Below are 25,624 nucleotides of genomic sequence, written 5' to 3' on the forward strand. Positions count from 1 at the left end.
ATTGAATATACTGCTAGAGAGCCGTTTTAACAAGCTTTTTGACAACTATTTTCAAGTAGTTAGACTCAATAAAAAACTAGTAGTCGCTCTTTTTGACGAAGTATTTGAAATAATGTGGATTTCGATACTTATAAAACTTATCTTGCTTCACAGAGTGTACATAAACTTTATTTTTATACTTATACACATCATAGCTATCACCTTCGACATCTTTAAATTCATAAAGAAAATCGAGGTTCTTTCGTTTTAATAAAGTATTTAAACGTTTTGTGTCGTGAATTAGAGGCCCTGTTCTCTCTGGCATACTCTCATACTCATCCCAAAGGCTCGACATATCAATACGACCAAGCATTGAAGCACGAGAAAAATAACGAGTTGCTTTAAAGTCTTCGTCTGGCCTTCTTAATTCTTCTAAAACCATCTTTAAGTTTTTGGCCCTTAACTTTCTAGCGGAACGTGATTGATCCGGACAAAAGATTCCTTTTGAAGCTGGAATAAAGAAGTAAGTAAACGAGAACTGTCCTCGTTTAAAAAGAACATTCAACCAAGGATATTGTTTTGTTTTAGAAACTCCATTTTCTATAAGTGCATCGAAAAATGGTTCATTAGGTTCAATCGTATTATATTCTGGGTTATCCACTCGATTGATAACGACTTTGGCAACGTCACGTCTTTCACTTCCGTAACTATCATCAAGGCGGCCGACTTCATGAATAAGAATTGTTTCAAGTGCATATAGCTTTCGATAAATTTCTTTTTGCTTTTTCCAAAATTTGTAAACAAGAGCAGACTTGTCATAAACATAGTGACTAAGCGCATATCGGGCCTTGCTCTTATCTTCAAAAATCTTCTTTAAAATATCACTCTTGGTTTTACTCTTCTTAAGAAGATCAACGTAATAATTTTCACGCTCAATAATCTTCTTCTCCCAATACTTTATACGCTTGTATGTTTTCTTATGACCACGACGTAAGACACGATCAAGTCGATCGATAAGATCTGAAATATCATAACGTAAGTCTTCAGTAAGAAACGGCTCATCAAAGCCAATAATACGTAAATAAACACTATCAATTAATGAGCGAAGAGAAAGGTCAGAGCGTCCTCTTTTGGAATCAACACTTCCATCTTCTACAATTTTTCTTAGTAAGTAAGTTGAATTAGATTTAGCTTTTCCTTCCGGTGTTTCAATATCTTTATATTTATCGTATTCAGATCTCAAGTGAAGATGATCCACTGGAAACTTAAATGACTGGAAGAAGTATAGACTTCCAAGATATCTTTCAAAGTCTTTTAGAAACTTTTTTATCTCTACTTTTGACTTGATCGCTAATGTAGACTTTTCATCTAAAGTCTTTGCATAGCGATAGTGATAGTTGTGTTGCATCGCTTTTTCAAATTGAGATTTAATTTCTCTATTTCTTGCCAAGACTTTTCTAAATGAGCGCATTTTAGATAATCTTTTTTTGATATTAGCAATCCACTCTCTTTTTTTCTTCATTAGAGGCAGGTGCTCACTAATGGCATCATCATCTAATTGGCCATCTAACTTGAAAGGAATAAAGATTCCATCGCCCAGAAAGTCTTTATAGAGTTTTTTCGATTTATTATAGACTTGCATATTACAAGTTGCTTTGTATTGTGCTCTATGAAGACTAAGATAATTTTTAATTACCTCTGAATCACTTGGTCCCTTAGCAAAGATCGTGCTGACTAAGAATAGGATCGAAATGGAATACTTATAAAGTTTTAACAAACTCGCTACTCCATAATCCAAGACATGAGCTATTACTCATAACAAGCTGGATACTATCTTTATTAGAATTCTCTTTAATTAATGAAATCAGCATATCTAATTCAGTTACAATTGATGTTTTTACACCGATACCATCGAGATCTGCTTTAAGTTTTTCAACATCAAGATCCCCCTGTCCCTTGGCCGTAGTAGGTCTCATTGGTTTTATGATAGTTGCGCTTGCAACATCCTTAAGAGAGTCAACAAAACGCTCTTGAAAAAGATCACTTCTTGCTGTCGCAGAGCCCGGTTCAAGATATGCGTGAATCTTCTTACCTGGATACTTAAAAGAGATCGCACTTACAGTTTCTGTAACGGCAGTTGGGTGGTGGGCAAAGTCATCAATGATAGGAGATTCATTAAACTCACCTTTCACTTCTTGTCTTCTTTGCACCATTTTCAAATCAAGAATTCCTTCTTGTATTTCATCAACTGTTTTCCCAGCTTTTAATGCAACGATGATAATAGATGTTAGATTTAAAATATTATGCATTCCCATAAGATTGGTCTTAAAGGTATGCTCCCCTTGAGAGCATTTCATGCTAAAAGTAGATAATCCATTTTCAACATTGATAATTTTTACGTTCTCACGACTATATTCTGACCACGACTTATCGGCCGTTTTAAGATCTTTAATACTTTCCCACTCTGAACAAGCGATCACTTCATCTACTTCAGGTAAGATCGCCTTAAATTCATCTTTAATATCTTCAATTGATTCAAAGATATCAGCATGATCAAATTCAAGAGATGTAATAATTAATGTATTAATAAAGTATGAACGAAACTTAGAATACTTTTCAAAATATGCTGAGTCATACTCATCAGACTCGATAAAGAAATACTCTCCTTCACCAGTTCTTGCAGGTGGCCTCTCATCCATTACCCCACCAATTAAATAACCGGGATTCATTCCAAGCTTTTCAAATAATTGAACTCCAAAATAAGTTGTTGTTGTCTTTCCATGTGTTCCAGACACACCAACAACTTTCTTATTTTTTAAAACGAAAGCACCAATAGCAGCCGGAAACGAACAGAATGGAATACCAAGTTCTTCAAGCATGCGAGCATCATCAGATTGTCTTGCTACAACATTACCTACTACAATCAGGTCATAACCTTTAATAATGTCTTTTAAGTTTTCATCTTCGAGATTAAAAATATCGATTCCAGAAGACTCTAGATAGGTACTCATTGGAGGATAGAACATACGATCGGCGCCGGCCACTTCAAGGCCAGACTCTTTTAATAGACAAGCTGCTGCTCCCATACCTGTCCCACATATGCGATAGAAGAAAACCTTCTTCACATTTGTAACATCCTGTAATTTCGTAATATCCATATAATTAGCTAAATTCATTAAAATCTCCAAGTGGCTAATATTGTATCTCTTTATAGAAAAAAAATTAAGGCAAATAATATTCCTGACGAAAAGAGATAAGTATTACATTGAGGGAATTGATGAAGATGAATTTTTATAAAATGAACTTACTTTACCTAATACTATTATTTGGTTGTACAAGTATTAATTTTACTCAGACAACACTTAAGAGAAACCCATCTTCAATCACAGGAATTGAAAAAGAGTCTTGTCTACGTGCACTTTCAAGCTTCCTTGATGTGAATTCAAATAGTGTCGAAGTTGAAACCTTAGAAAATGCGTTAAATTATAAATACACTGGCAAAGACCTTTCTGCCATGAAACTAGGGATAGAGTCCACATACTTTGTTGATTATGAACATACAGCTCTACATTTAAATAAAATATACAATGGTGATACTACCTTAAGAAATAGTGATCATCCTTATCAGTATAATGGTGAAAAGAAATTACTACGTGCTGCTATTGGTGGAAAACAAAATCGAAAGAGCTGGAGTGAGCCTGCTATCCATAACTACATGGAAACAAGAAGTTATCTCATGGAAGAAAAGCCAGACTTTAACTTCGATGAATACCTAAGAGCACATGCCAGCATGATGAAGGATGGAATAGAAAGTGTTAGAGAGGATCAATTAGGTAGTGTTCGTAAAGAGTATTGGTATGGGAATGAAATGGGTTCAGGAATATCAGAAAAGGCCCTTAAGAATATTGAATATAATCCTTATCTAACTTTTGAAAAGGCTCCAGCAGAGGGCATGGGCTATATGGCCGAAGAAGGGAAAGTTAGAGGAAAGATCCATTACCCTCAGGTCGAAAAGCTAAGTGATACAGCGAAAGAAAGGCTTGAAGACTTTGCACCTGAAACGGCAGCTAAAGTAAAGAAAATACAGGAAAGAAATGTTAAGGCCACTCCTGAACTAATTGAAGAAGTTGTTAGAAAGCTTTCAGAAGAAAGATTTGATTTTTTTGCAAAAGAAAGAGAAAAGATTGGAGCAATCGATACAATTGAAAAAGCTGAAGAATATATTGAATTGGTTGCACAATTACAAAGAGATATTGTCTCAATCCATCCAACTCCAAATGGAAATGGAAGAACCTCAAGAGTCTTTGCTCTTAATTATGCTCTAATGAAAGAAGGTCTACCTCCAGCAAGATTAGCTTTCCCAAGTAATGACTTATACATGTCAGACGAAGAATGGGCACAACAAGTAAAAGAAGGAATTCTAAACACAATTAGACTTTATAAAGATTTAAATTATAGAGTGAGTTCAGGTATTCCATTAGAGGGATCTCCTCAACTCGCTTTCCCAAGTGCACCGAAGTTTACAGATATTGATTATAAGAAATATTCTTCACCAGATAAAATTGAAGACTATACAAATGCTGCTGTCGATATCGGTCAATATGCACAATACCTAGAACAAGCAAAAGCCTTAAATGGAAATACACGAATTACGAAAGAGCAACTTGCAAAGATCAATAAAGACTTTGAAGAGTTCTTTAAAAAGAATAATATCTTTTATCGCCATAAGAAAGAAGGTGATCAACTTGTAAGTCTAAATTTTGCAGACACAGACTTTAGAACATCTTTTGGTAGTCGCTCATATCGTTCAAAAGAAACATATGATTATAAAATGGACCGATGGTACTCTGAAGATATTGTTTGGCGTGGACTCTCAAGAAAAAACCAAGAGATTCAAGAGGAAGAGATAATCGGAATGTTTGAATCATTCCATACACAAATTCTTTCAAATAACGTTGTAAGAAAAGTTAATGGAAATTCAAGTCAACAACAAATCCGTGATGCTATTTTTACTGATTTTAAACAATACAATGATGATTTATATTCGCAAAATGGAAAGTTAGTTCAAATGGCAAAGGATCATTCTGAAACTGGTCCTCTGTATGGGCAAAGCTATGGATACTCAACATCAAAGAACCGAACAGTCGGAAAAGCTTTTGCGATGGGTGCAATGGTAATTGCAGAATATGGACAACACCACGAACTTCAGCACCTATTGAAATCTAGAGTCCTTATCGGAATGCGAAGAGCAAAGAAAGATGTCGATTTAGGTAGACTTAAACAAGTACGAAATGACTTTTCTTATATGTATGGACGTCAACAAGAAGTTATGGGAATCGGTGGAGCCGATCCTGATTCAGTAATGACAGTTCAATTAATTGATGAAGAAGGAAAAACAATCAAGACATACGTACGTGATGTTAATGATCCAAAACGAATACTCTTACTAGATGGAGATGTTGAAGACTTCTATAATATAGATGAATCTAAGATTGAAAAGGTTATTGAATTAACGAGTGATGATCCAAACATACAGTTAATTTCAATGTTTATAGACCTAGAATTCCATGCTACGGCGTAATGCATTTAATTTCGCACGATCATTCCAATAACCGAGAACCTCATTGCACAGGAGAACAACTCCTGTGTTTGTTTCGGGAGTAATCCACATTGATGTTCCAGTAAATCCGAGATGCCCAAATGTATTAGTTGTTGCACCACTTCCAGCGAGCGTGTTTGAAGGATTTGAAACACTGTCCCAACCATTAATAAAGCGATGATCACTTTGTCTTTTCGTATTTTGAATTAATGAATAACTCTCTTGTGCCTTTAGTAATGTTCGACATACTCCATCGATTGTACCAAAGAGTCCTGCGTGAGAAACCTTCTCCCCAATAACATATGCATTGTCATCGTGTACTTCACCATCGATTAGCTGCCTTTGTCTTCGACCTGTGGGAGCACAAATTTCATCTTCGATATCAAGCCAGTGGACAATCTCCTCATCCCACATCGGTGAAACTAAGTCGTAGAGATTTTCTTTTTTTTCAATTTCTAACTGAAGCCTTAGAGCACCAAAGTCAGAATAGACGGTATCACTTTCTTTAATTGTGTAAGATGATACTTGCTTGCGCCAAGAATCACGTGAAAGCCTTCCCCATGCCTTTAGTCCACCACGATGATTGAGTAGGAGTTTCATGTCATCATTAAAGAGTTCTGGGCTTCTTAAATAAGAGAAGCCTAAAGTTAACGGCTTTGTAAGAGAAGCGAGATCAAAATAAACTTTTTGGCCTTTCAAAAAAGGGTTATCGTATAAAGAATAACTCTCATATGATTTCTTTTTAAAGTCTATATGAGCAAGAGCAAGGCAGTTAAAATTATAACTGCCAAACTCATTTGCTACATTATTTATGATCTCTTCTAAATTCATTATTTGTTGCGTATTACTGCTTGAGCTGCAGCTAAACGTGCAATAGGAACTCGGTATGGCGAACAAGAAACATAATCAAGACCAATTCTATGACAGAAATCGATTGATTTAGGCTCTCCACCATGTTCTCCGCAAATACCAACGTGAATTTCTTTATTGGCATTTCGTCCTTGTTCAGTTGCAAATTTAACAAGATAACCAACACCTTCTTGATCAAGTGAAACAAATGGATCACTTGGAAGAACTGATTTTGAAATATACTCAGTTAAGAAACGTCCAGCATCGTCACGAGATAATCCAAAAGTAGTTTGAGTTAAATCATTTGTTCCAAAAGAGAAGAAGTCAGCATGAGTTGCAATATCGGCCGCAGTAATGGCCGCACGAGGAAGTTCAATCATCGTACCAAGCTTATAATTAAACTCTTTATCACCTCTAACTTGTTCAATCGTTGCAACTAAGATCTCTCTAAGAATTGATAATTCTTTTGCTGTTGCGACAAGAGGAATCATTATTTCAGGTCTTACATCGACACCTTCATCAATTGATTCAAGTGCTGCTTGTGTAATGGCCGTTACCTGCATTGTATAGATCTCAGGATAAGTAATTCCTAAACGACACCCTCTATGCCCTAGCATTGGATTAAATTCGTGTAGTCTTTCACAACCCTCTTCAATCGTCTTTAATTCAACATCAATATACTCTGCCAATTCTTTTTTATCTTCTAACTCATGTGGAAGAAATTCGTGAAGAGGAGGATCTAGAAGTCGAATATTTACAGGTTTTCCATCAAGGGCCTTAAATATTCCTTTAAAGTCCTCTTTTTGATATGGAAGTAATTTCTTAAGTGCTTTTTCTCTATGAGAAGTTGAATCTGCAAAAATCATCTCACGAACGGCAAGAATTCTTTCTGGTTCAAAGAACATATGCTCAGTTCGACAAAGGCCAATTCCTTCAGCACCAAACTTAACAGCAGTCTCACTGTCTTCTGGATTATCAGCATTAGTTCGAACTCTTAAGGTTCTAATTTCATCGGCCCACGCCATAAACTTTGCAAAGTCTGCATTTATTTCAGCGTCAAGTGTTGGAACTTCACCTTCAATAACTTCACCAGTTCCACCATCAAGTGTTATGAAGTCACCTTCTACATATTTCTTATCACCAACAATCATGGTGCGATTCTTACTATCCACTAGAATTTCTGAACAACCAGCAACACAAGGTTTTCCCATCCCACGAGCGACAACGGCCGCGTGAGAAGTCATCCCTCCACGAGCAGTTAGAATTGCTTGAGCTGCGGCCATTCCCGCAATATCTTCTGGTGAAGTCTCTTGGCGAACAAGAATAACTTTTACACCATTTTCATGCATACTAGTTGCATCATCAGAATGGAAAACAATCTTTCCGGCACCAGCACCAGGAGATGCTGGAAGACCTTTAGCAATGATATTCTTCGTTGCATCTGGATCAAGTCTTGGGTGTAGAAGTTGATTAAGCGCTTCTGGATCGATTTGCATAAGTGCTTCTTCCTTCGTCACAATCCCTTCTTCCTCAAGATTTACAGCTATTTTAAGAGCTGCTGCTGCAGTTCTCTTACCATTACGAGTTTGTAGAAGATAAAGTTTATTAGCTTCAATCGTAAACTCGATATCCTGCATATCTTTATAATGCTTTTCAAGTTGCTGATAAAGATCTGTTAACTCGGCAAATGCCTTTGGCATATATTCTTCAAGTGTTTTTTCACTTCGATTAGAATCATTCTTTGAACATTCATTAATTGGAGCCGGCGTTCTAATTCCTGCAACAACATCTTCCCCTTGTGCATTAACAAGATATTCACCAAAGAACTTCTTTTCACCATTAGATGGGTCACGTGTGAAACAAACACCTGTTGCACAATCGTCTCCCATGTTTCCAAAGACCATGGCCTGAACATTAACAGCTGTTCCCCAGTCTCCTGGAATTCCATTTAACTGACGATACTTAATTGCGCGAGGGTTATCCCAAGATCCAAAGACTGCTTCAATAGCAAGCCAAAGTTGTTCCATTGGATCGGTTGGAAATTTCTTACCTGTTTCTTGAGCAATAATTTGTTTATAAACTTTAACAAGGTTTTTAAAATCTTTTGCATCAAGTTTTGTATCAGAGTCTACACCTTTTGCTTCTTTCAAATCTTCTAGAGTTGATTCCAAAAGAGAATGACTCATTCCCATAACAACGTTTGCATACATCTGTATAAAACGACGGTAAGAGTCCCAAGCAAATCTTTCGTTATCAGACTTCTTACTTAGGGCCTCGACTGTTTCATCATTTAATCCTAGATTTAAAACAGTATCCATCATTCCAGGCATTGATACTCTTGCCCCTGAACGTACAGAGAAAAGCAGAGGATTATCTCCACCTCCAAAAGTCTTACCTGTTGAAGACTCAACAAGCTTTAATGCTTCTTCTACTTGCTTTTTAATATCGTCATTAAACGACTTAGTTTTTTGATAATCGATACAGGCTTCTGTTGTAACAGTAAAACCTGGAGGGACCGGTAATCCAAGAGAAGACATCTCAGCTAGGTTGGCACCTTTACCACCTAGAAGGTTTTTCATGTCTTTGTTACCTTCAGTTTTTTCTTTTGAAAACGAGTAAACCCATTTACTCATAACTGCGCTCCTTGCTTAGTATAGAAAAAAGGCCACGATCAATGTGGCCTTTTACAAAAAATTAAATATAGATACGATCTCTTAAGTAGTTTTTAAGTTGATCAATCGCTACGCGCTCTTGATTCATTGTATCGCGGTCTCGAACTGTAACCGCATTATCTTCGAGAGAATCAAAATCAAAAGTTACACACATTGGTGTTCCAATTTCATCTTGGCGACGATAACGCTTACCGATTGAACCTGCGACATCATACTCTGCTTTAAATTCTTTTTGCAGGTCATGAAATAATGCAGTTGCTTGCTCGTTTAATTTCTTTGTCAGTGGAAGAATTGCTACTTTTATCGGTGCTAGAGATGGATGGAACTTCATTACCGTTCTTTCATTCTCTTTATCACCTTCATTTTCAATTCTGAATGCATCACAAAGAATTGCTAGTAGTGCACGATCACAACCAACAGAAGTTTCAAGTACATATGGAAGATATTTTTTATTTCCATCTTGAACATCAGTATATTTTAAATTCTTCCCAGAAAACTCTTCGTGCTTTCTTAGGTCAAAGTCAGTTCTTGAGTGGATACCTTCCATCTCATCCCAACCATGAGGGAATTTATATTCAATATCCTCAGCTGCATCTGCGTAGTGGGCAAGCTCATCACCAACGTGTGGATGCCATCTTAAGTTTTCAGGACGGATACCATTTGAAATATGCCAATTCCAACGAAGTTCTTTCCAGTCCTCCATCGCCTTCATTTGCTCACCTGGTTTTACAAAGTATTGCATTTCCATTTGTTCAAATTCACGAGTTCTAAAAATGAAATTTCCAGGAGTAATTTCATTTCTAAACGCTTTACCAATTTGAGCAATACCAAATGGAAGCTTCTTTCTCATTGTCGATTGAACATTTAGAAAGTTTACAAAAATTCCTTGAGCTGTTTCAGGTCTTAAGTAAACATCTGCTGATGAATCTTCAACAGGACCCATTTTAGTTTTAAACATTAGGTTAAAATCACGTGGTTCTGTGAATTCACCCTCAGCACCACAATTTTGACATGGAGCTGATGTATCGATTTTATCTTCGCGGAAGCGAGACTTACATGCCTTACAATCAACCATTGGATCATTGAAGCCATCAACGTGACCAGAAGCTTTCCATACCTGAGGGTGCATGAAGATCGAAGCATCAACACCAACGATATCTGAGCGGAAAGTCATTGCCTGCCACCACTTATTCTTTAAATTTCTCTTTAATTCAATTCCATATGGGCCATAATCCCAACAAGATGAAAGACCACCGTAGATCTCAGAACTTTGAAAAATAAACCCACGACGTTTAGCTAAACTAACAATCTGCTGCATGTCCTTAATATTGCTTTCTGACACATTGCCCCCTACTCTTAAATATAATTGGTGAAAGTATACCTTTTTGTACTCTAATCGGCTAATTATTTTGACCATAATTTTTTCCTAATTGCCTGATTTTCCTTGTATTTTCGACACTTCGTGCTACAACCCACAAATGAAGAAAACTGAGATTTTGGCCCCTGTGGGGAATATGCAAATGTGCCTTGCTGCCATCCATGGTGGCGCTGACGCAATTTATGTGGGAATGCCCGGATTTAATGCCCGCGGTAGAACACATGATCATTCTGTAAATGAGTTAAAAGAGATCATCGATATGTGCCACCTCTATGGTGTTAAGGTTCATGTGGCCTTTAACATACTCATTTTCGAAGAAGAGTTGCCGGCGGCAATTGCTAAACTCTCAGAAGTTGTTGCATTAGGACCTGACGCTCTTATCGTTCAAGATATCGGCCTAGCAAAGATTATTCGTGAGACATATCCTGATCAAGTCATTCACGGCTCAACTCAAATGACAGTAACAAATCACGACCACATAACATTTCTTGATGACCTCAATATTGAAAGATTTGTACTAGGCCGTGAAAACTCAATTCCTGAAATTAAAGAAATAAGAAAAAATACAGATAAAGAATTAGAAGTCTTCACACACGGTGCTCTATGTGTCGCCTATTCAGGTCAATGCTTTACTTCTGAAAGTATTGGAGGACGTTCTGCCAATCGCGGACAATGCGCCCAAAGTTGCAGGTTTTCTTATGAAATGTTTGTGGACGGTGAAAAGAGAGATCTGACAAAAGACGGAAATAAAATGAGCTATCTTGTTTCTCCTCAAGACCTTTGTGGAATAGAGGAAGCAAATGAACTTCAAGATATTGGTGTCGATTCACTTAAAATTGAAGGCCGTCTTAAAGCACCATCATATGTTTCAACTGCTGCAAGTGCTTTTAAAGCGAAGCTAGAAGGAAAGCCTCTTTCTCAGGCAGACCTTGATAAAATGTCTCTAACATACTCTCGCGGCTTCTTTTCTGGCTGGCTCCACGGAGTTGATCACCAAAGATTAGTGAAAGGAAATTACGGAAATCACAGAGGGATTGAAATTGGTAAGGTAAAAAAAGTATCCAGGCCAACAATTGAAATTGATACAGACCGTAGCTTTGAAAATGGAATGGGTATTGTTGTTTGTGATGACAATAAAGAAATAGAAGTAGGCTCATCTATCTTTGATGTAAAAAGAAAAGGAAAAAGAGTTACTCTATCACTTGCACACGATATTAAGTGGCAACAGCTTCGCCCTGGAATGATGCTTTATCTAAATTCTGATCCAAACGTCATCAAAGAAAGTGAATCTCTTGTGACAGATATTAACAAGCAAAAACGAATCCCTGTCAAAATCGAGCTAAAAGCAATTGTTAGTGAAAAGCTTTCTTATAAAATTGATGATGGAAAGAATACTATTATCGTTGAAAGTGAAGATATCGTTGAAGAAGCTAGACGAGAAGCAGATATTGAAAAAGTTAAAAAAGATGCATCCGCTCTTTCTCGAACAATTTATTCAGTAGATGATTTCAAACTTACTCTAGGAGAGAAGTCTCCATTCATTCACTCAAAGACATTAAAGAAGCTAAGACAAGATGCCGTAGCTAGACTTAATGAAAAACGTCTTGAAGTAAAAATACCAAAAGCATTTGAATATCAGCTGACAAAAAAAGAAGTTAGTGAAATAGATATCACTCTTAATTTCCTACTTCGAGATATTGACCAAGTAAAAGAAGCCTTCGATATTTTAAAAGAATGTGAATATGATGCGCTTAATATCACATTAGATTTTGAATTTGGTAAAGACTACAAACCATCTCTTGAGCTTTTAAGAGGACTTAAGAATTGTCGTGTAGGAGTTGCAACTAATCGAATTCTTAAACCAAAAGAATACCATCATCTAAATGTCCTAACTCGACTTGCACCAGACTTTATTCTTTGTCGTAACCTAGGTTCATATCAATATCTACGCTCTAAATGTGACATCCCTTTAAAAGGAGATTTCTCATTAAATATTTCAAACTCTCAAACCGCCAATTATCTGCTTGATAAAGGTTTTGAGACACTGACTTCATCTTATGATCTCAATGCAAAACAACTTGAGAACCTTCTGGTCAACACTGACGCTGGGAAAATAGAAGTCAATATTCACCAATATATGCCAAGCTTTCATATGGAACACTGTGTATTTGCTGCATTCTTATCTGAAGGTTCTTCATTTAAAGATTGTGGAAAACCATGTGAAGAACACCATGTGGAATTAAAAGATCAATTTGGAAATATGCACTTTATTAAGGCCGATCAAGAATGTCGAAACACGATGTTCAATGCCGTTGCCCAAAGTTCAACAGACCTTGTGGATGAGTTAATGGCAAAGGGTGTCTCAAACTTTAGAATTGAACTATTAAATGAGCACGGTGAAACTCTAAAGACAAAACTTGAAAGCTACCTTAATTACTTCAATGGTAAAATCTCAACTGGTGAGTTAAAATCACTTCTAGGCACTCAAGAAAAGTACGGTATCGGTACTGGGATGCTTATGAAAGACGATACATACCAAGCGAGAAAGAATTAATGGCAAAAGCCGACAAATGGTTTGTTTATATTATTGAAACTGAAAATGGAAAGCTCTACACGGGAATTACAACTGATGTAGAGCGACGATTTGAAGAACACAAAAATGACCCTAAAGGTGCCAAGTTCACTAAGGCCAACCCTCCTAAAAAAATTCGTTTTACAGAAGAACATCCAGATCGCTCAAGTGCTAGTAAACGAGAAGCACAGATAAAAAAGCTCTCACGTCCTCAAAAGCTGATTTTAATCAATAATAAATAGTACACAAAAGCTCCTTGTTCTGTTGTGAAATCGGCTTAAATTTTATATAAGAACTTCATGAAAACACTAATTCTTCTACTGATCTCAAGCATGGCCTTTGGTGCACTCAGTGAAACACGCTATGATTTTTCATCACATAAAGAAAGAGCTATTTCCACATCTAAAGATAAGAAGAAAGTTCTTATTTTTCTTTCTCCAAGTTGCCCATGCTCACAAAAACAATTTGATTATATTAACTCACTCGCTAAGAAATTTGATAATGTCGAGTTTATCGGTTTCAGTTCTAATAAGCACATAAGTAAAGACTCCGCTTTAAAATATTTTGATCAATTTAAAATCAACTTCCCTATCTTTATTGATAAAGACTTAAAATATGCTAATAAGTTTTCAGCATTTAAGACACCACATGTTTTTCTAATCGATGAGAATGAAGAAGTGATGTACCAAGGTGCTGTGACAAATAAGAGAAGCCCAGAGCTTTCAACAAAGTTCTATTTGAATGATGTTCTAACTGCATTAAAAGAAAATAAAAAATTACCATATACACTTTCAAAAACACTTGGCTGCTATATCGCGAGGTAAAAATGTTTAAAACAATTATTGCACTACTGCTGACAACTTCAATCATTGCCTGCCCATATCAATTTAAATCACAAAATCTTTGTGTTGATATTGAGTGGACAAACGGGCCATTTGATGGAGCTCCTTCAAGTTTTGAAGCCGTAGTTTACGATAAAGATTCAGGAGAGAAAATAGCTCCTGAAAACTTAGAAGTCTATGTATGGATGATGATGGCTAACGGTCATCAACATGGTGGACCAGCAATTAACTGGGCCTTTGATGAAGATCAAGTAATTGATGGAACAGCAAAATTCTTTATGGGTCGTATGAAAGGGTACTGGCAAGTACGTTTTGAGCTTAATGAAGAAATCGTTGCTGTTGATGTGGAGCTTAAGAAGTAATGAGGTTTTTCTCATTAATCCTATTTTCACTTTTTGTCATAAGTTGTGGTGATTCACCATTCACTGGAAAGCTATCAGATCCATTTAGAGGTGATGATAGTATTACAACGGCCCTTCGCTTTGAAACAGAATCCCTAACGATTTCACGGGAGTGGAAAAAGGGGCCACTCCTGTATGATAGCTCAAAGATTACAATATCTTTAACTGACAGTGCTGGAAATTTCACAGACCCAATTGGTAATTTTAAGGCGTATCTATGGATGCCAAATATGGGACATGGATCTTATCCAATTTCAATAAATAAATTGGCAACAGGAATCTATGAACTAACAGACGTCTACTTCACAATGGGCGGTCTTTGGGACTTCCATTTACAATTAGAAGAAAACGGAAATATTTACGACTCAGTATCATGGCCACTTACACTTTAATCCTACTCTCACTTTTCTCATTCCAAACATATGCATCTTCTTGCTGTGGTGGAGGAGCAAATATTCCAAATATTATTCTTGGGGATCACCAGTGGGAAGCAAAGCTTGCTTATACAAATTCAACAATTACAAATGAAGCACTAGCAAGTGGTAAAATTGAATCTGTTAATTCTAAGAATGAAATTACAGAAACTATTTCTTTTAAAGGAAGTTACTTATTTGATAGCTACTATCAGATTGCGTTTGATTTACCTATAAAGAAGAGAACAGTTGAATCAACTTCAACAGAATCGAGTACTACTGAAGTGGTTGATCCCAGTATTCAGTTCACTTGGGAATTCTTACCAGAGTTTACCTACAACCCACTAAAACCCCGTGGTTTTATTTTCTTTAAGCAATTATTTCCAAATGGAAATTCAATTTATAATTATGAAGATCCTCTTCTATCAGACTCACTCAGCCGTGGAGTCTTTGAATCAACAATTGGTTTTGCCTTCTACAAATTAATTTATGATTTTGATTACTCGCTAACTCTTGAAGGACATTACGGATTTGAAAGAGAAATTGATGATAAAGAAGTGGCCCCTGGCTTTGGTTATTCAACCTCTTTTGGTCTTGGCCACTCTCCAAACTCAAAGCTTCGCTTAGGAACTTCACTTACCTATTGGCAAGATAGTGCTGTTTCTATTGATGGTATCGAAGGCGAAAATAAGTACTATCTCTCAACAAGCTTCAACCTATCCTATATGCTCACGAGAAGCTCTTTTGTCCTAAATTATTCAGATGAAACTCTTTTTGATGTAGCAAAGAATACAAATCTAGCGAAGTCATTCTCATTTACTTATAAAATATTCGAGGATTTATAAAAGAAGAGAAAGAGACTTATAATGTTCTCTTGTTGTGTGCTGGTGATAGCAAATATAATTCACTAATTTATTTAAAGTACTCTTAGAAATATTGAGCTTCTTTGGACAATCAAGATACTTACTTGAAGCGACTCTAAGCATCTCAGATCTTAACTCTCGACCTTCATCTGTACTGATAAGTCTTTGCTCTTCTGGACTTAAGTGGTCATAGTGAACAAAGCCACCTTGTTCAATAGATAAAGAGACATAATCGTCATCACTAATCTCGACTCCTGAAATAGCACAAGTCTCAGTACGAGGAAAAATCCCAAGTTCAACCATTGCTTTAACTAAGAATATAAATAACTCGAAATTAGGCTCATATGTTGGCTTTATAACTTCAGCATCAAGACGAAAGATCGCATTTGAAAGAAGTCTAAAGGTTCCTTCATGTGTGCGCTCTTGTAAGTCTAAGTCATCTTTTTGCGTGATTTGAGGAGCAAATGATTGTGTCAATTCACAATAGAAACACAGAAGATAAAAGGCCATTGGATTATGAGAAATATTCTTATGATACCACTTCTCCACATGCTCTTTAGAAGTCATGATTTCAAAACTATCTTTGATACGTCCAAAGCTCACCTTGAATAGGTAACCCACCTGTAAAACAGAAGATACCTTCCTCTTTCCTCCACCTTGTCCGCCATAGAACATCACAGAAATTTTATTTCCATTTCGAAGTAAGAGATTCCCTATCAAGTGTTTGTCTTGATATGGAATTTTATTTACAAGAATACCTTCTAATTCAACCATAGTAATACGTCCTTGGTCATTATAAAGAGATAATCACATATCTTGTAGTGAATTCTTGCAAACCAAGAGTTTCCGACTTCTTTTGTTCCAACGTATTGGAATTCTTCACCAAAACGTCCGCCTCTTCCTATCATTTGGAAATTTGTCGACTCATTTGGACAATAGCTTATATAAATATTTTCAATTCCTCTAAGGTTTACTCCATGACTTAAGGCACTTGTTGCTATAACGATTTGAGCGGGGGCCTCACACTCTCTGGCTATAAAGTCTTTGACTTCACCACCGACACAATAATCACAAGATAGACCTAAACGAGAAAAGAAACGATCCCACATAAAAACCTCTTTTCTTGTTGAGCAAAATAATATCGTTCTTCCCTGAGAGAAGAAAAGTTGTCGCCAGAGAAGCTTTAACAAGAGCAGGGGCCTTATTACGACATCCTTCTTCTTATACATATTCTTCTTTTGAAAGTTACCAATATTTAAAAGACAAAAGTGCTTAAAATTATTTTCAACATCCCTTTCAATGATACGATAAAGCTCATCTGTTATTGTCGCACTTAAGCCGATCACCTTGGTATTTGATGAAGATATTTTATATAAGAACTCAAGAAGCCTTGGACGAAATGTCTCCCCCCATTCATAGAAGAGATGAAATTCATCCAAGACAAAGAGCGAGTTTGACCTCAAAGCAAAGTCTAGATCATTCTTAGAAAAGGACTCCACAGTTGTAAGAAAGACCCCTTTATCAGAAATATTATTCACAACACAGTCTCTATCTTTTAAATCTTCCAGGATTGAACGTAAGGGAGAGACAATAATAATTCGATCAAAGTCCTCAACAAACTCCCAAATAAGCCTTGTTTTCCCCCACCCCATTGGTGCCATAAGTAGCGTGAATGAGTGCTCTCTATTGACGATCTGTGACAAAGTTGCTTTAAAACTCATACCCATTAGGTGCAAGTAGTGGTAAAAGATTGATAGCTATAACTAACTAAAATTAAAGAAAATGAATTCAATCATACTTAGAAAAGATCAAATTCAAGGTAAAAAAGCTGTTCTCACTTTTGAACAAAGTGAACATTTACGTAATGTGATCAAGGTTGAAATTGGCGACGAACTGAAAGGAACAATCCTTGAAGAAGGCCTAACAACTTTAAAGGTCTTTACCCTAGGTGAACAAATTGAAGTTATTGTAGGTGAAATCTTAGCAGGTAAACACTATCCAATAACTCTTTCAATAGCGGCAAGTCGACCTCCAACAATGAAGAAGTTATTTGAGCATTGTAGTGCAATGGGAACTAGCCGATTTAAAATACATAAGGCAATTCTAAGTGATAAGAGCTACTTAACGTCTAAAATATATGAACGTTTTGAGGAGCTGTCCCTTCTTGGCCTTAGTCAATCAGCTGTTTTTTATAAGTCACCTGAACTACATAAGACCTATCAATATGAACAAAGTCTTGCTCAAGATGAACAAAGAATTATTCTTTCACCATATGCACAAACAAAGCTAAAAGATGTTAAGATAGATATAGAGCGACCATTAACAATTGCCATCGGCCCTGAGCGCGGTTGGACAAACCAAGAGATTAAGGAATTTGTCGATCGTGGTTTCCAAGAAGTAAATATTGGGCCATCAATCATGCGAGTTGAAAATGCGGCAATTTCGATAATGGGATATTTAAATCAATTAATGGAATAGGATATAGTTATGATTAGAAAAATTGAAAAGCTATTTGATGAACAAGTGAGACCAGCTCTTGCCGCTCATGGCGGAGATATCGAGCTAGTTGATTACGACAATGATAAACTCTACGTCAAAATGACTGGTGGTTGCCAAGGATGCTCTGCTTCTCAAGCAACTCTTACAGATGGTGTTGCAAGATTAGTTAAGCAGCACTTTCCAGATATCGTTGATATTGTGGATGTCACTGATCACTCAAAGGGCGATAACCCATTTATGTAATAAAGAGGGCCACTTAATAGTGGCCCTTATTTTTTGTAAATTTCAATGTATTTAACTATGCGACTTTTGTATGCTCTTCAAGCTCAGCTTCTCTCATTCCATAGTCGTCTTGAGTATGAGAAATATGTTTTTGCATATTATCTTCAGCTTCCCAATAACTTAAACCTGAAAGAATAATATTTCCACTGGTGGCAAGTGCCATGACAACAGTCACAAGCGTAATTTCTAGTAATTCCATATTTGCCTCCTAAGCTTTATCTTAGACTCTTATCGGCAACTAATTATGAAAATCCACAAAATTATATTGTTTCTTGAATGATTTCAGTAAATTAGACTATAGAATTACTCTCGAACGAGTTTCTAATATCTTACTTTTTTTGAGTCTTTTAATAGACACTCCTTCAAGTTCTTTGAGATCAGAAAGTACTTCTCCCCAAGGATTAATAACCAAAGAATGGCCAAAAGTATGGATGCCAGGATTATTCTCTCCTGTTTGTGCACTTGCAACGACATAGCATTGCCCTTCAATAGCGCGGGCCCTTAAAAGCGTATGCCAATGGGCCATGCCAGTGGGAACTGTAAAAGCTGAAGCAAAGGTTATGAGATCGACTTTCTTATCATAATAATATTGAAGAAAACTTGGGTAGCGTAGGTCAAAGCAGATTGCAATTCCAATTTTCCAGCCAAGGACATCAATAATGAGAGGATCATTGCCTGCAATATAAATATCCCCTTCATTTATTTTCTTATGCTTTGTATTTCCTTGCTCATCTACTGTTGTGATGTCACAAGAAAATAAATGGCACTTGTCATAGCTACCAATAACATTGCCTTGAGGATCAAAGTTAATGGCCTTATTAAGAATACCTTTATCAGTTTTAAAAGCAACAGAGCCCCCAATAAGGAAGAGCCCAGAATCAATGGCCAATTGCTTGATGTTATCAAAGTGTTCATTGTTCCACTCCACAAGATAAGGGCTTGGCGCTCGACCATTGGAGATCGAGTAAAAACACTCAGGCAAGAAGGCCACTTGGGCCCCCTCTTCTTTTGCTTGAGTTAAGTATGTTTTAATTTTTTTTAGATTTGATTTGTAATCAAGAGTTGAAGATACTTGAATATTGGCAACGACCAATTCATTCATTATATTTTCTTTCCTATTGCATAGTAAGTGAAACCTTCATCTAAAACTTTCTGCGTTTTAAAAAGGTTTCTAGCATCAAAGATCACTTTTTCATTTAAGCGGGCCGAGATTTCTGAAAAGTCAGGAGTTGAGAATTCTCTCCACTCTGTCACTGTAACCATTGCATCACAACCACTTAGACAGTCATACTTATTAGACACTTCTTCAATTGATTTATGATACTTTTCACCAACGGCCTTCATAAAATTTGGTCCACCTTCTGGATCAAAGAAGCGAACCTTTGCACCAGCATCGATTAGATCTTGAGCCATATAAATTGCTGGCGACTCTCTTACATCATCGGTATTTGCTTTAAATGCAACTCCCCAAAAAGCAAAAGTCTTTCCACTTAAGTCACTACCGTAATGTTTTTTTATCTTTGTTGCCATGTATAGTTTTTGCTCATCATTAACATCTTCAGTTGACTCAACAACTCTAAGTGTATGGCCATGTTCTTTTGCTGTATAAATTAAAGCTTTAACATCTTTTGGAAAACATGATCCTCCATAACCAGGTCCTGGATAAAGAAAGTGAGAACCAATTCTTCTATCACTTGAGATACCTTGTCGAACTTCATTGATATCCGCTCCAAGAGTGTCACAAAGTCTTGCAATATCATTTATAAAAGAAATCTTAGTTGCTAAGAAACAGTTGGCCGCATACTTTGTCATCTCTGCCGAAAGATTTGACATCATATAGATAGGGTTCCCCTGCTTAACTAAAGGCTCGTAAAGTTCTTCCATAGCATTTGCAGCTTCAGGATCATTATGACCGATAACAACACGATCAGGTCTCATGAAGTCTTCAATAGCTGAGCCCTCTTTTAAGAATTCAGGATTGTTAACAATGTGAAATTTCTTGTTTGTATTTTTAGCAACAATCTCTTTAACTTTTTCACAAGTTCCAATTGGAACAGTTGATTTAATAACAATGATTGCATCATCACTAATATTTTTTGCAACATCTTCAGCTGCTTGAAATAAATATGAAAGGTTTGCACTGCCATCATCTCCAGAAGGAGTTCCCACAGCTAAGAAAATAGACTTTGAATCTTTTACTGACTCAAGTCCTGTTGAAAACGTTAATCTTTCTGCCTTAATATTTCTTTCTAAGAGATCATTTAGACCTGGCTCAAAAATAGGTGATTCACCACGTCTCATCATGGCAACCTTACTTTCATCAATATCAACGCAAGTTACAGTGTGACCAATTTCAGCAAAACATGTTCCGCTAACGAGTCCAACGTAGCCTGTTCCAATAACTGTAATTTTCAAGTTTCTTCCTTTTTAAAAATTTATACTAGATTAGCACTATTTATGTTAACTTTTAAGCCTTAAGAGGGAAATTAAAGAATATGCTCAAGGCGTCATATAAGACAATTCTAAAAATCATTTTTGCTGTGGCCATTCTCTACTGGCTGGCCAAATCCGATAAGCTCGATCTTAGCTTAATTGGGCAGGTCCTTAAAAATGGGCCATGGGCGCTGATCGCATTCTCTCTTTTAATTCTAGGTTCATTCTTGGCCGCTTTTCGCTGGTCAATGCTACTGAAGACAAAGAGTGAAAAGATTCATATTAATAAGATCTATCCAATTAATTTAATTGGGCAATTTTTTTCAACTTTTCTCCCGGGTGTTGTTACAGGGGACTTTCTTAAGCTTCTCTATGTAAGAGACTGTGATCCACTTTTAAGGAAATCATTTCTTTTAAGCACTGCTTTAATTGATCGAATCATTGGACTTATTGGACTCATCATTGTTGCTGGACTATCTTCAATTTACTTTTATGGAGATCTCGTTAACCTTTCACCTAAGGTGAAACCTCTTATCTCATTTAATATTATGCTTCTTCTTGGAGCGAGTGTTTTTCTCATTATCTTATTTATGCCTAAGGCAATTAAGAAACATGTCATTGAATTACTTAAAATCTTACCTGTCATTGGAAATAAGCTTTCAGATATTACTGAAACATTCTGGCGTATTGGTGAAAATCGGCGCGTAATTATTAAGACCATAACTCTTTCCATTCTTATTCATATGATTGCGATCACAGCATTTTGGAGTCTCAGTCACTCTTTTCTAAATACGAATATCGGAATTAAACAACTTTTCAGTATTGTACCAATCGGACTTATTTCGATTGCAGTACCTGTATCACCTGCAGGTGCTGGAGTTGGACACTTAGTCTTTGAAGAATTATTCAAGGCATTTGGACAAGAAAAAGGCGCCTCTTTTTTCAACCTATATTTCTTGGTCAATATCACAGTTAATCTTCTTGGTGTAATTCCCTATGTTCTTTGGAAAAAGAAGCATACTTTCAAAGAAGTTGAAGCACTAGAAGAAGCCTAACTCTATTTAAAAATAAAAATTTTCTTTGGGTCGATATGGCCATACTGACGCCACTTCGTTTTAAGGGCCTCAATTTTTAAAAGAAATTGCATATCTCTTTTTCGGTCATTGAGTTTTCTAACCTTCTTCGACTCTTTTACAAGTGGACCTCTGGCATCGTAAGGAAGAACAGAGATATCATCAAGTAACATTGTCTTGCCTTCATGAGTAATTGTTCTTGCAATGAAGAGATCATCCTTTACAAGCTGAAGAGTGAATTCATCTTTTGGGATATAGAATTTTGAATTATGAAGAATGTCTTTAAAGACATGTTTCTTAAAAAGATTTTGACCACGATACTCAAAGAGAGAATGATTAATTTCAAGCATCGCTTCTTTCTTAGAGTCATCAATCGAAATATCTGAAAGATAATTCTTAATTAAAGGACCAGCTGAATCTTGATCACGTTGAGTGATATACCAATAAACGAAACCGTTCATACGAGACTCATAGTCTTCGTCTTCTTCTGATAGCTTACCAGTTAACTTGAAATACTCTTCTTTTGCTGATTTTAACTTTTCGTAATAATCATTTGAAGAATATCTCTGAATAGCTTCATCTAATATATTTCTAAGCTCATCCATTTTTATTTTTTCCCACCAGCATCTTCATCAGTTGAAAGAACAGCAAGGAATGCTTCTTGAGGTACTTCAACAGAACCTACCATCTTCATTCTCTTTTTCCCTTCTTTCTGTTTTTCTAAAAGTTTTCTCTTTCTTGAAACGTCACCACCATAACATTTTGCAAGAACGTTCTTACGAAGAGCTTTAACCGTTTCACGAGCAACAATTTTAGCACCAATAGCTGCCTGTATGGCAATATCAAACTGCTGACGATCAATGATTTTTCTTAGACGCCCAACTAGATCACGTCCTTTGTAGTAAGCATTATCTTGGTGACAAATGATTGATAGTGCATCGACTTTCTCACCATTTAGAAGAACATCAACTTTTACAAGCTTAGAGGCAGCATAGTCCTTAAACTCGTAATCCATTGAAGCATAACCTTTTGTATAACTTTTTAGTTTATCGTAGAAGTCGTAAACCATCTCACTTAAAGGAAGATCATAAGTAACTTGAACTCTCTCTTCAGTGATATATTTCATATCAGTTTGAATTCCACGCTTCTCTTCACATAGACGAATAATTTTTCCAACAAACTCATTTGGTACGTGAATAGCGATTGAAACCATTGGCTCAGTAATTTCTTCAAAAGTTCCTGGCTCAGGCATTGTTGATGGGTTTTCAACGTCAATAATTTCACCATCAAGCATTTTTACTTTATAAGACACAGAAGGTGCAGTTGAAATTAGATTTAAACTAAACTCACGCTCTAATCTTTCTTGAATAATATTCATGTGAAGGAGGCCAAGGAATCCACAACGGAAACCAAAACCTAGGGCCTGAGAAGTTTCAGGCTCATATGTAAAAGATGAATCATTAAGGGCAAGCTTCTCAAGTGCATCTTTTAAAATTTCATAATCAGTTGAATCAACAGGGAAAATACCACAGAAAACCATTGGTTTTACTTCTTCGTATCCACCTAAACTTGGCGTATCTTTCGCTTTGGCATTAACAACAGTATCCCCAACCTTTACGTCACGGATGTTCTTAATACCACAGATAACCATACCTACTTCACCAGCACCAAGCTCTTTTACTTCAGTAAAAAATGGTGTGTTAACAGCAAGCTTTAAGACTTCATATTCTTGATCTGAATTTTTCAGATAAATTTTATCTTTCTTTGAAAGTTTTCCTTCAACAACTCTTAGCAAGAAGATAACTCCTTGATATGGATCAAACCATGAATCAAAGATCAGTCCTTGAAGTGGTGCATCTGGATTCCCTTTTGGAGAAGGGATTTTTGCAACAATTGACTCTAGTAAGTCCTCTACACCAAGTCCTGACTTAGCTGATACTTCATCAGCTTCTAAAGCTTCAATTCCAACAACGTCTTCAATCTCCTGCTTTACACGGTCAGCATCTGCGTGAGGAAGATCGATCTTATTAAGAACAGGCATGATCTCGAGATCATTTTCAATGGCCATATAAACATTTGCAAGTGTTTGTGCTTCTACACCTTGAGATGCATCCACGACAAGAAGTGCACCATCACATGATGCAAGTGAGCGCGATACTTCATAAGAGAAGTCAACGTGACCTGGAGTATCGATAATATTCAGATAGTAAGTTTGACCATCGCGAGCTACATAATTAAGACGAACCGTTTGGGCCTTAATTGTAATACCACGCTCTTTTTCAAGCTCCATATTATCAAGAATTCGATCTGACTTTTCTCTGTCAGTAATGGAACCTGTCTTTTCAATTAAACGATCCGCAAGGGTCGACTTCCCGTGGTCAATATGGGCAATAATAGAAAAGTTTCTAATAAATTTACTATCGATCATTGTAACTATAACTCCGCTAAATTCGTTGATCATAGCATAGATTTTTAAGGATAACTATTATATTAGAGGGGTTTTGGGCCCAAGCGTCATAAAATTTATGATGCCTGAACCTCTTTAGTCATAACCATAAGGTAATAATCTAGTGACGACTCGCGTCCACGAATAGGTATTACAGAAGCATAACCTTCGTAAACGTATTCAATAACTTCTTCGACTTCTTCACTTTGCTCAGCAGCATCTGCTTCATCACCTTCGATATCAACCTTTACTGAAATCTTATCACCAACTTCTTTATCTGATTTTTTAGTTTCATCACGTTTAGCAATCTTAATCTCTTGGTTTTCAATCTTCGATCGACGCTTAATGGCAAGTTCATAAGTTTCAATAATGCACTGTGGAATAATCGAATCAGTCATAACCTTACCAATCGTATCCTCAGACTGAACTTGTAAGAGTTGATAAATCTGATTATTCATATACATCAGCTCCCCTTTTGCATTTGCTAAGAGAACTGGCCTTTTAACCATATTGGCCAAAACATCAAACTTTCTATTTTCAACGACAATCTTATCTGCTCTTAATTCTTCAAACTTTTTGAATGAGTGAATCATTTTATTCATCTCTTGAGCAATCTCACCAATTTCATCGTCTTGAGAATAATAAATGGAAACATCAAAGTTACAATCCTGTAGCTCTCGAATTGCATCCTTAATTTTCTTAAACGGTAAGGCGATCTTTCCTGGGATGACCAGACCTAAAATAATTGTCCAAAGAAAAGCAATAATTAAAGTAATCATCATCTTACGCTTTGTCTCGTTGATGATACTTTTGATCTTCTCTTCTCTTTCTACATTTTGATAATACTGAATATCTTGAAACTCAGAAAATGCATCTAGAATTTTATCGGCCAGCTCCCCAATAGAAGTCATACCAATATTATTTCGATGAAATAATGAAGCTTTACTTAAGATAACCTTCAATGAGTCAGTATAAGATAACATCTGACCAATGATCTTCTTCACCTCTGGCTCATCGTAGTGAGCATCAAGTCTTTGCAGTTGCGAAGTAAATGATTCACAAAGGTTTAGAATTCTTTCCACCATCTCAGGTGTCGGTTTCTTCGTTAGAATTCTTCGTTGATTTTTTAATATTTGAACCGCAGAAATTCTAACCTCATCAGTAATAAGTGTTACTTTATTAGAGCGATCAGTAATTGATTCAATTTCTTTATTCAAATTATTTAAATGATAGAACACGATAAACGCAAGAAGTATGACCACTGCTGCGGCCAATGAGAAACTTGTTGCGACTCGGTTTCTTAATGATAAATTCAAAATTATT

At 36.3% G+C, this 25,624-nt stretch carries 23 protein-coding genes; 10 read left to right on the forward strand and 13 right to left on the reverse strand.

Annotated features, from left to right (window positions below; all coding sequences use genetic code 11):
* Nucleotides 1-76 precede the first annotated feature (76 nt).
* The gene (locus tag BALOs_RS12770; RefSeq protein ID WP_114705589.1) at nt 77-1,756 is read right to left on the reverse strand and encodes a hypothetical protein; all 1,680 of its coding nucleotides are present in this window, start codon (nt 1,754-1,756) and stop codon (nt 77-79) included.
* Nucleotides 1,740-3,155 carry a Mur ligase family protein gene (locus BALOs_RS12775; RefSeq protein WP_120405377.1) on the reverse strand — a complete coding sequence of 472 codons (1,416 nt, stop codon included), beginning with the start codon at nt 3,153-3,155 and terminating at the stop codon, nt 1,740-1,742. Before BALOs_RS12775 ends, BALOs_RS12770 begins: the two co-directional genes overlap by 17 nt.
* 101 nt (nt 3,156-3,256) lie before the next feature.
* On the opposite strand from BALOs_RS12775, the gene BALOs_RS12780 reads away from it, so the two are divergent.
* Nucleotides 3,257-5,560: a Fic family protein gene (locus tag BALOs_RS12780; protein ID WP_205570959.1), complete on the forward strand. Its 2,304-nt coding sequence runs from the start codon at nt 3,257-3,259 to the stop codon at nt 5,558-5,560.
* On the opposite strand, the gene BALOs_RS12785 is transcribed toward BALOs_RS12780, so the two are convergent.
* From BALOs_RS12785 to BALOs_RS12795, 3 genes are all read right to left on the reverse strand, one after another.
* Nucleotides 5,537-6,409 (reverse strand): serine hydrolase, encoded by an 873-nt coding sequence (locus BALOs_RS12785; protein WP_120405378.1) that lies wholly within the window; start codon nt 6,407-6,409, stop codon nt 5,537-5,539. The two genes, BALOs_RS12780 and BALOs_RS12785, sit on opposite strands and share 24 nt — an antisense overlap.
* Nucleotides 6,409-9,060, reverse strand: a complete 2,652-nt coding sequence (gene ppdK, locus BALOs_RS12790; protein WP_114705592.1) for a pyruvate, phosphate dikinase — start codon at nt 9,058-9,060, stop codon at nt 6,409-6,411. The genes BALOs_RS12785 and ppdK overlap by 1 nt, the downstream gene beginning before the upstream one ends.
* Nucleotides 9,061-9,121: 61 nt before the next feature.
* Nucleotides 9,122-10,441, reverse strand: coding sequence for a glycine--tRNA ligase (locus BALOs_RS12795; RefSeq protein ID WP_162929687.1), 1,320 nt, complete (start codon nt 10,439-10,441; stop codon nt 9,122-9,124).
* 136 nt (nt 10,442-10,577) lie between these two features.
* Here BALOs_RS12795 and BALOs_RS12800 point away from each other — a divergent pair, with 136 nt between their 5' ends.
* From BALOs_RS12800 to BALOs_RS12825, 6 genes are read left to right on the forward strand one after another with little or no spacing between them, the layout of a single operon-like run.
* Nucleotides 10,578-13,031, forward strand: coding sequence for a U32 family peptidase (locus BALOs_RS12800; protein WP_114705593.1), 2,454 nt, complete (start codon nt 10,578-10,580; stop codon nt 13,029-13,031).
* Nucleotides 13,031-13,291 carry a GIY-YIG nuclease family protein gene (locus BALOs_RS12805; protein WP_120405379.1) on the forward strand — a complete coding sequence of 87 codons (261 nt, stop codon included), beginning with the start codon at nt 13,031-13,033 and terminating at the stop codon, nt 13,289-13,291. The genes BALOs_RS12800 and BALOs_RS12805 overlap by 1 nt, the downstream gene beginning before the upstream one ends.
* 57 nt (nt 13,292-13,348) lie before the next feature.
* Nucleotides 13,349-13,873 (forward strand): redoxin family protein, encoded by a 525-nt coding sequence (locus BALOs_RS12810; protein WP_120405380.1) that lies wholly within the window; start codon nt 13,349-13,351, stop codon nt 13,871-13,873.
* 2 nt (nt 13,874-13,875) lie between these two features.
* The gene (locus tag BALOs_RS12815; RefSeq protein WP_120405381.1) at nt 13,876-14,253 is read left to right on the forward strand and encodes a hypothetical protein; all 378 of its coding nucleotides are present in this window, start codon (nt 13,876-13,878) and stop codon (nt 14,251-14,253) included.
* Nucleotides 14,253-14,684, forward strand: a complete 432-nt coding sequence (locus tag BALOs_RS12820; RefSeq protein ID WP_120405382.1) for a hypothetical protein — start codon at nt 14,253-14,255, stop codon at nt 14,682-14,684. Before BALOs_RS12815 ends, BALOs_RS12820 begins: the two co-directional genes overlap by 1 nt.
* On the forward strand, nt 14,666-15,550 hold the full coding sequence (locus tag BALOs_RS12825; RefSeq protein ID WP_120405383.1) for a hypothetical protein: 885 nt from the start codon (nt 14,666-14,668) through the stop codon (nt 15,548-15,550). The genes BALOs_RS12820 and BALOs_RS12825 overlap by 19 nt, the downstream gene beginning before the upstream one ends.
* On the opposite strand, the gene BALOs_RS12830 is transcribed toward BALOs_RS12825, so the two are convergent.
* Nucleotides 15,545-16,342 (reverse strand): DNA repair protein RecO, encoded by a 798-nt coding sequence (locus tag BALOs_RS12830; protein WP_120405384.1) that lies wholly within the window; start codon nt 16,340-16,342, stop codon nt 15,545-15,547. The two genes, BALOs_RS12825 and BALOs_RS12830, sit on opposite strands and share 6 nt — an antisense overlap.
* A complete protein-coding gene (locus tag BALOs_RS12835; RefSeq protein WP_162929688.1) occupies nt 16,330-17,289 on the reverse strand; it encodes a DEAD/DEAH box helicase in 960 nt (319 codons plus the stop codon). The genes BALOs_RS12830 and BALOs_RS12835 overlap by 13 nt, the downstream gene beginning before the upstream one ends.
* Nucleotides 17,290-17,350: 61 nt before the next feature.
* On the opposite strand from BALOs_RS12835, the gene BALOs_RS12840 reads away from it, so the two are divergent.
* Together BALOs_RS12840 and BALOs_RS12845 are read left to right on the forward strand one after the other, a co-directional pair.
* Nucleotides 17,351-18,046 (forward strand): RsmE family RNA methyltransferase, encoded by a 696-nt coding sequence (locus tag BALOs_RS12840; RefSeq protein WP_120405386.1) that lies wholly within the window; start codon nt 17,351-17,353, stop codon nt 18,044-18,046.
* Between the two features lie 9 nt (nt 18,047-18,055).
* Complete coding sequence (locus tag BALOs_RS12845) at nt 18,056-18,310, forward strand: NifU family protein (RefSeq protein ID WP_114705602.1); 255 nt, start codon at nt 18,056-18,058, stop codon at nt 18,308-18,310.
* Nucleotides 18,311-18,365: 55 nt separating this feature from the next.
* Here the strand turns inward: BALOs_RS12845 and BALOs_RS12850 are convergent, their stop codons facing one another.
* The 3 genes from BALOs_RS12850 to BALOs_RS12860 form a co-directional block, all read right to left on the reverse strand.
* Nucleotides 18,366-18,548: a hypothetical protein gene (locus BALOs_RS12850; protein ID WP_120405387.1), complete on the reverse strand. Its 183-nt coding sequence runs from the start codon at nt 18,546-18,548 to the stop codon at nt 18,366-18,368.
* Nucleotides 18,549-18,644: 96 nt separating this feature from the next.
* A complete protein-coding gene (locus tag BALOs_RS12855) occupies nt 18,645-19,451 on the reverse strand; it encodes a nitrilase-related carbon-nitrogen hydrolase (protein ID WP_120405388.1) in 807 nt (268 codons plus the stop codon).
* Nucleotides 19,451-20,764, reverse strand: coding sequence for a UDP-glucose/GDP-mannose dehydrogenase family protein (locus tag BALOs_RS12860; RefSeq protein ID WP_120405389.1), 1,314 nt, complete (start codon nt 20,762-20,764; stop codon nt 19,451-19,453). The genes BALOs_RS12855 and BALOs_RS12860 overlap by 1 nt, the downstream gene beginning before the upstream one ends.
* 80 nt (nt 20,765-20,844) lie before the next feature.
* Here BALOs_RS12860 and BALOs_RS12865 point away from each other — a divergent pair, with 80 nt between their 5' ends.
* Nucleotides 20,845-21,837, forward strand: coding sequence for a lysylphosphatidylglycerol synthase transmembrane domain-containing protein (locus BALOs_RS12865; protein WP_114705606.1), 993 nt, complete (start codon nt 20,845-20,847; stop codon nt 21,835-21,837).
* Between the two features lie 2 nt (nt 21,838-21,839).
* Here BALOs_RS12865 and BALOs_RS12870 read toward each other — a convergent pair whose 3' ends face one another.
* From BALOs_RS12870 to BALOs_RS12880, 3 genes are all read right to left on the reverse strand, one after another.
* Nucleotides 21,840-22,460, reverse strand: coding sequence for a hypothetical protein (locus tag BALOs_RS12870; RefSeq protein ID WP_114705607.1), 621 nt, complete (start codon nt 22,458-22,460; stop codon nt 21,840-21,842).
* 2 nt (nt 22,461-22,462) lie between these two features.
* A complete protein-coding gene (gene lepA / locus BALOs_RS12875; RefSeq protein ID WP_162929728.1) occupies nt 22,463-24,283 on the reverse strand; it encodes a translation elongation factor 4 in 1,821 nt (606 codons plus the stop codon).
* Between the two features lie 95 nt (nt 24,284-24,378).
* Nucleotides 24,379-25,617, reverse strand: coding sequence for a HAMP domain-containing protein (locus BALOs_RS12880; RefSeq protein ID WP_114705608.1), 1,239 nt, complete (start codon nt 25,615-25,617; stop codon nt 24,379-24,381).
* Between the last annotated feature and the right edge of the window lie 7 nt (nt 25,618-25,624).

This window comes from Halobacteriovorax sp. BALOs_7 (assembly GCF_003612895.1).
GTDB classification, from domain to species: domain Bacteria; phylum Bdellovibrionota; class Bacteriovoracia; order Bacteriovoracales; family Bacteriovoracaceae; genus Halobacteriovorax_A; species Halobacteriovorax_A vibrionivorans.

Coding starts and splice junctions, on each gene's coding strand:
- ppdK (WP_114705592.1), bottom strand. CDS start 9,060: ATGAGTAAATGGGTTTACTCGTTTTCAAAAGAAAAAACTGAAGGTAAC.
- BALOs_RS12815 (WP_120405381.1), top strand. CDS start 13,876: ATGTTTAAAACAATTATTGCACTACTGCTGACAACTTCAATCATTGCC.
- BALOs_RS12830 (WP_120405384.1), bottom strand. CDS start 16,342: ATGGTTGAATTAGAAGGTATTCTTGTAAATAAAATTCCATATCAAGAC.
- BALOs_RS12855 (WP_120405388.1), bottom strand. CDS start 19,451: ATGAATGAATTGGTCGTTGCCAATATTCAAGTATCTTCAACTCTTGAT.
- BALOs_RS12780 (WP_205570959.1), top strand. CDS start 3,257: ATGAAGATGAATTTTTATAAAATGAACTTACTTTACCTAATACTATTA.
- lepA (WP_162929728.1), bottom strand. CDS start 24,283: ATGATCGATAGTAAATTTATTAGAAACTTTTCTATTATTGCCCATATT.
- BALOs_RS12850 (WP_120405387.1), bottom strand. CDS start 18,548: ATGGAATTACTAGAAATTACGCTTGTGACTGTTGTCATGGCACTTGCC.
- BALOs_RS12800 (WP_114705593.1), top strand. CDS start 10,578: ATGAAGAAAACTGAGATTTTGGCCCCTGTGGGGAATATGCAAATGTGC.
- BALOs_RS12845 (WP_114705602.1), top strand. CDS start 18,056: ATGATTAGAAAAATTGAAAAGCTATTTGATGAACAAGTGAGACCAGCT.
- BALOs_RS12820 (WP_120405382.1), top strand. CDS start 14,253: ATGAGGTTTTTCTCATTAATCCTATTTTCACTTTTTGTCATAAGTTGT.
- BALOs_RS12835 (WP_162929688.1), bottom strand. CDS start 17,289: ATGAGTTTTAAAGCAACTTTGTCACAGATCGTCAATAGAGAGCACTCA.
- BALOs_RS12870 (WP_114705607.1), bottom strand. CDS start 22,460: ATGGATGAGCTTAGAAATATATTAGATGAAGCTATTCAGAGATATTCT.
- BALOs_RS12825 (WP_120405383.1), top strand. CDS start 14,666: ATGGCCACTTACACTTTAATCCTACTCTCACTTTTCTCATTCCAAACA.
- BALOs_RS12805 (WP_120405379.1), top strand. CDS start 13,031: ATGGCAAAAGCCGACAAATGGTTTGTTTATATTATTGAAACTGAAAAT.
- BALOs_RS12840 (WP_120405386.1), top strand. CDS start 17,351: ATGAATTCAATCATACTTAGAAAAGATCAAATTCAAGGTAAAAAAGCT.
- BALOs_RS12865 (WP_114705606.1), top strand. CDS start 20,845: ATGCTCAAGGCGTCATATAAGACAATTCTAAAAATCATTTTTGCTGTG.
- BALOs_RS12810 (WP_120405380.1), top strand. CDS start 13,349: ATGAAAACACTAATTCTTCTACTGATCTCAAGCATGGCCTTTGGTGCA.
- BALOs_RS12775 (WP_120405377.1), bottom strand. CDS start 3,155: ATGAATTTAGCTAATTATATGGATATTACGAAATTACAGGATGTTACA.
- BALOs_RS12785 (WP_120405378.1), bottom strand. CDS start 6,409: ATGAATTTAGAAGAGATCATAAATAATGTAGCAAATGAGTTTGGCAGT.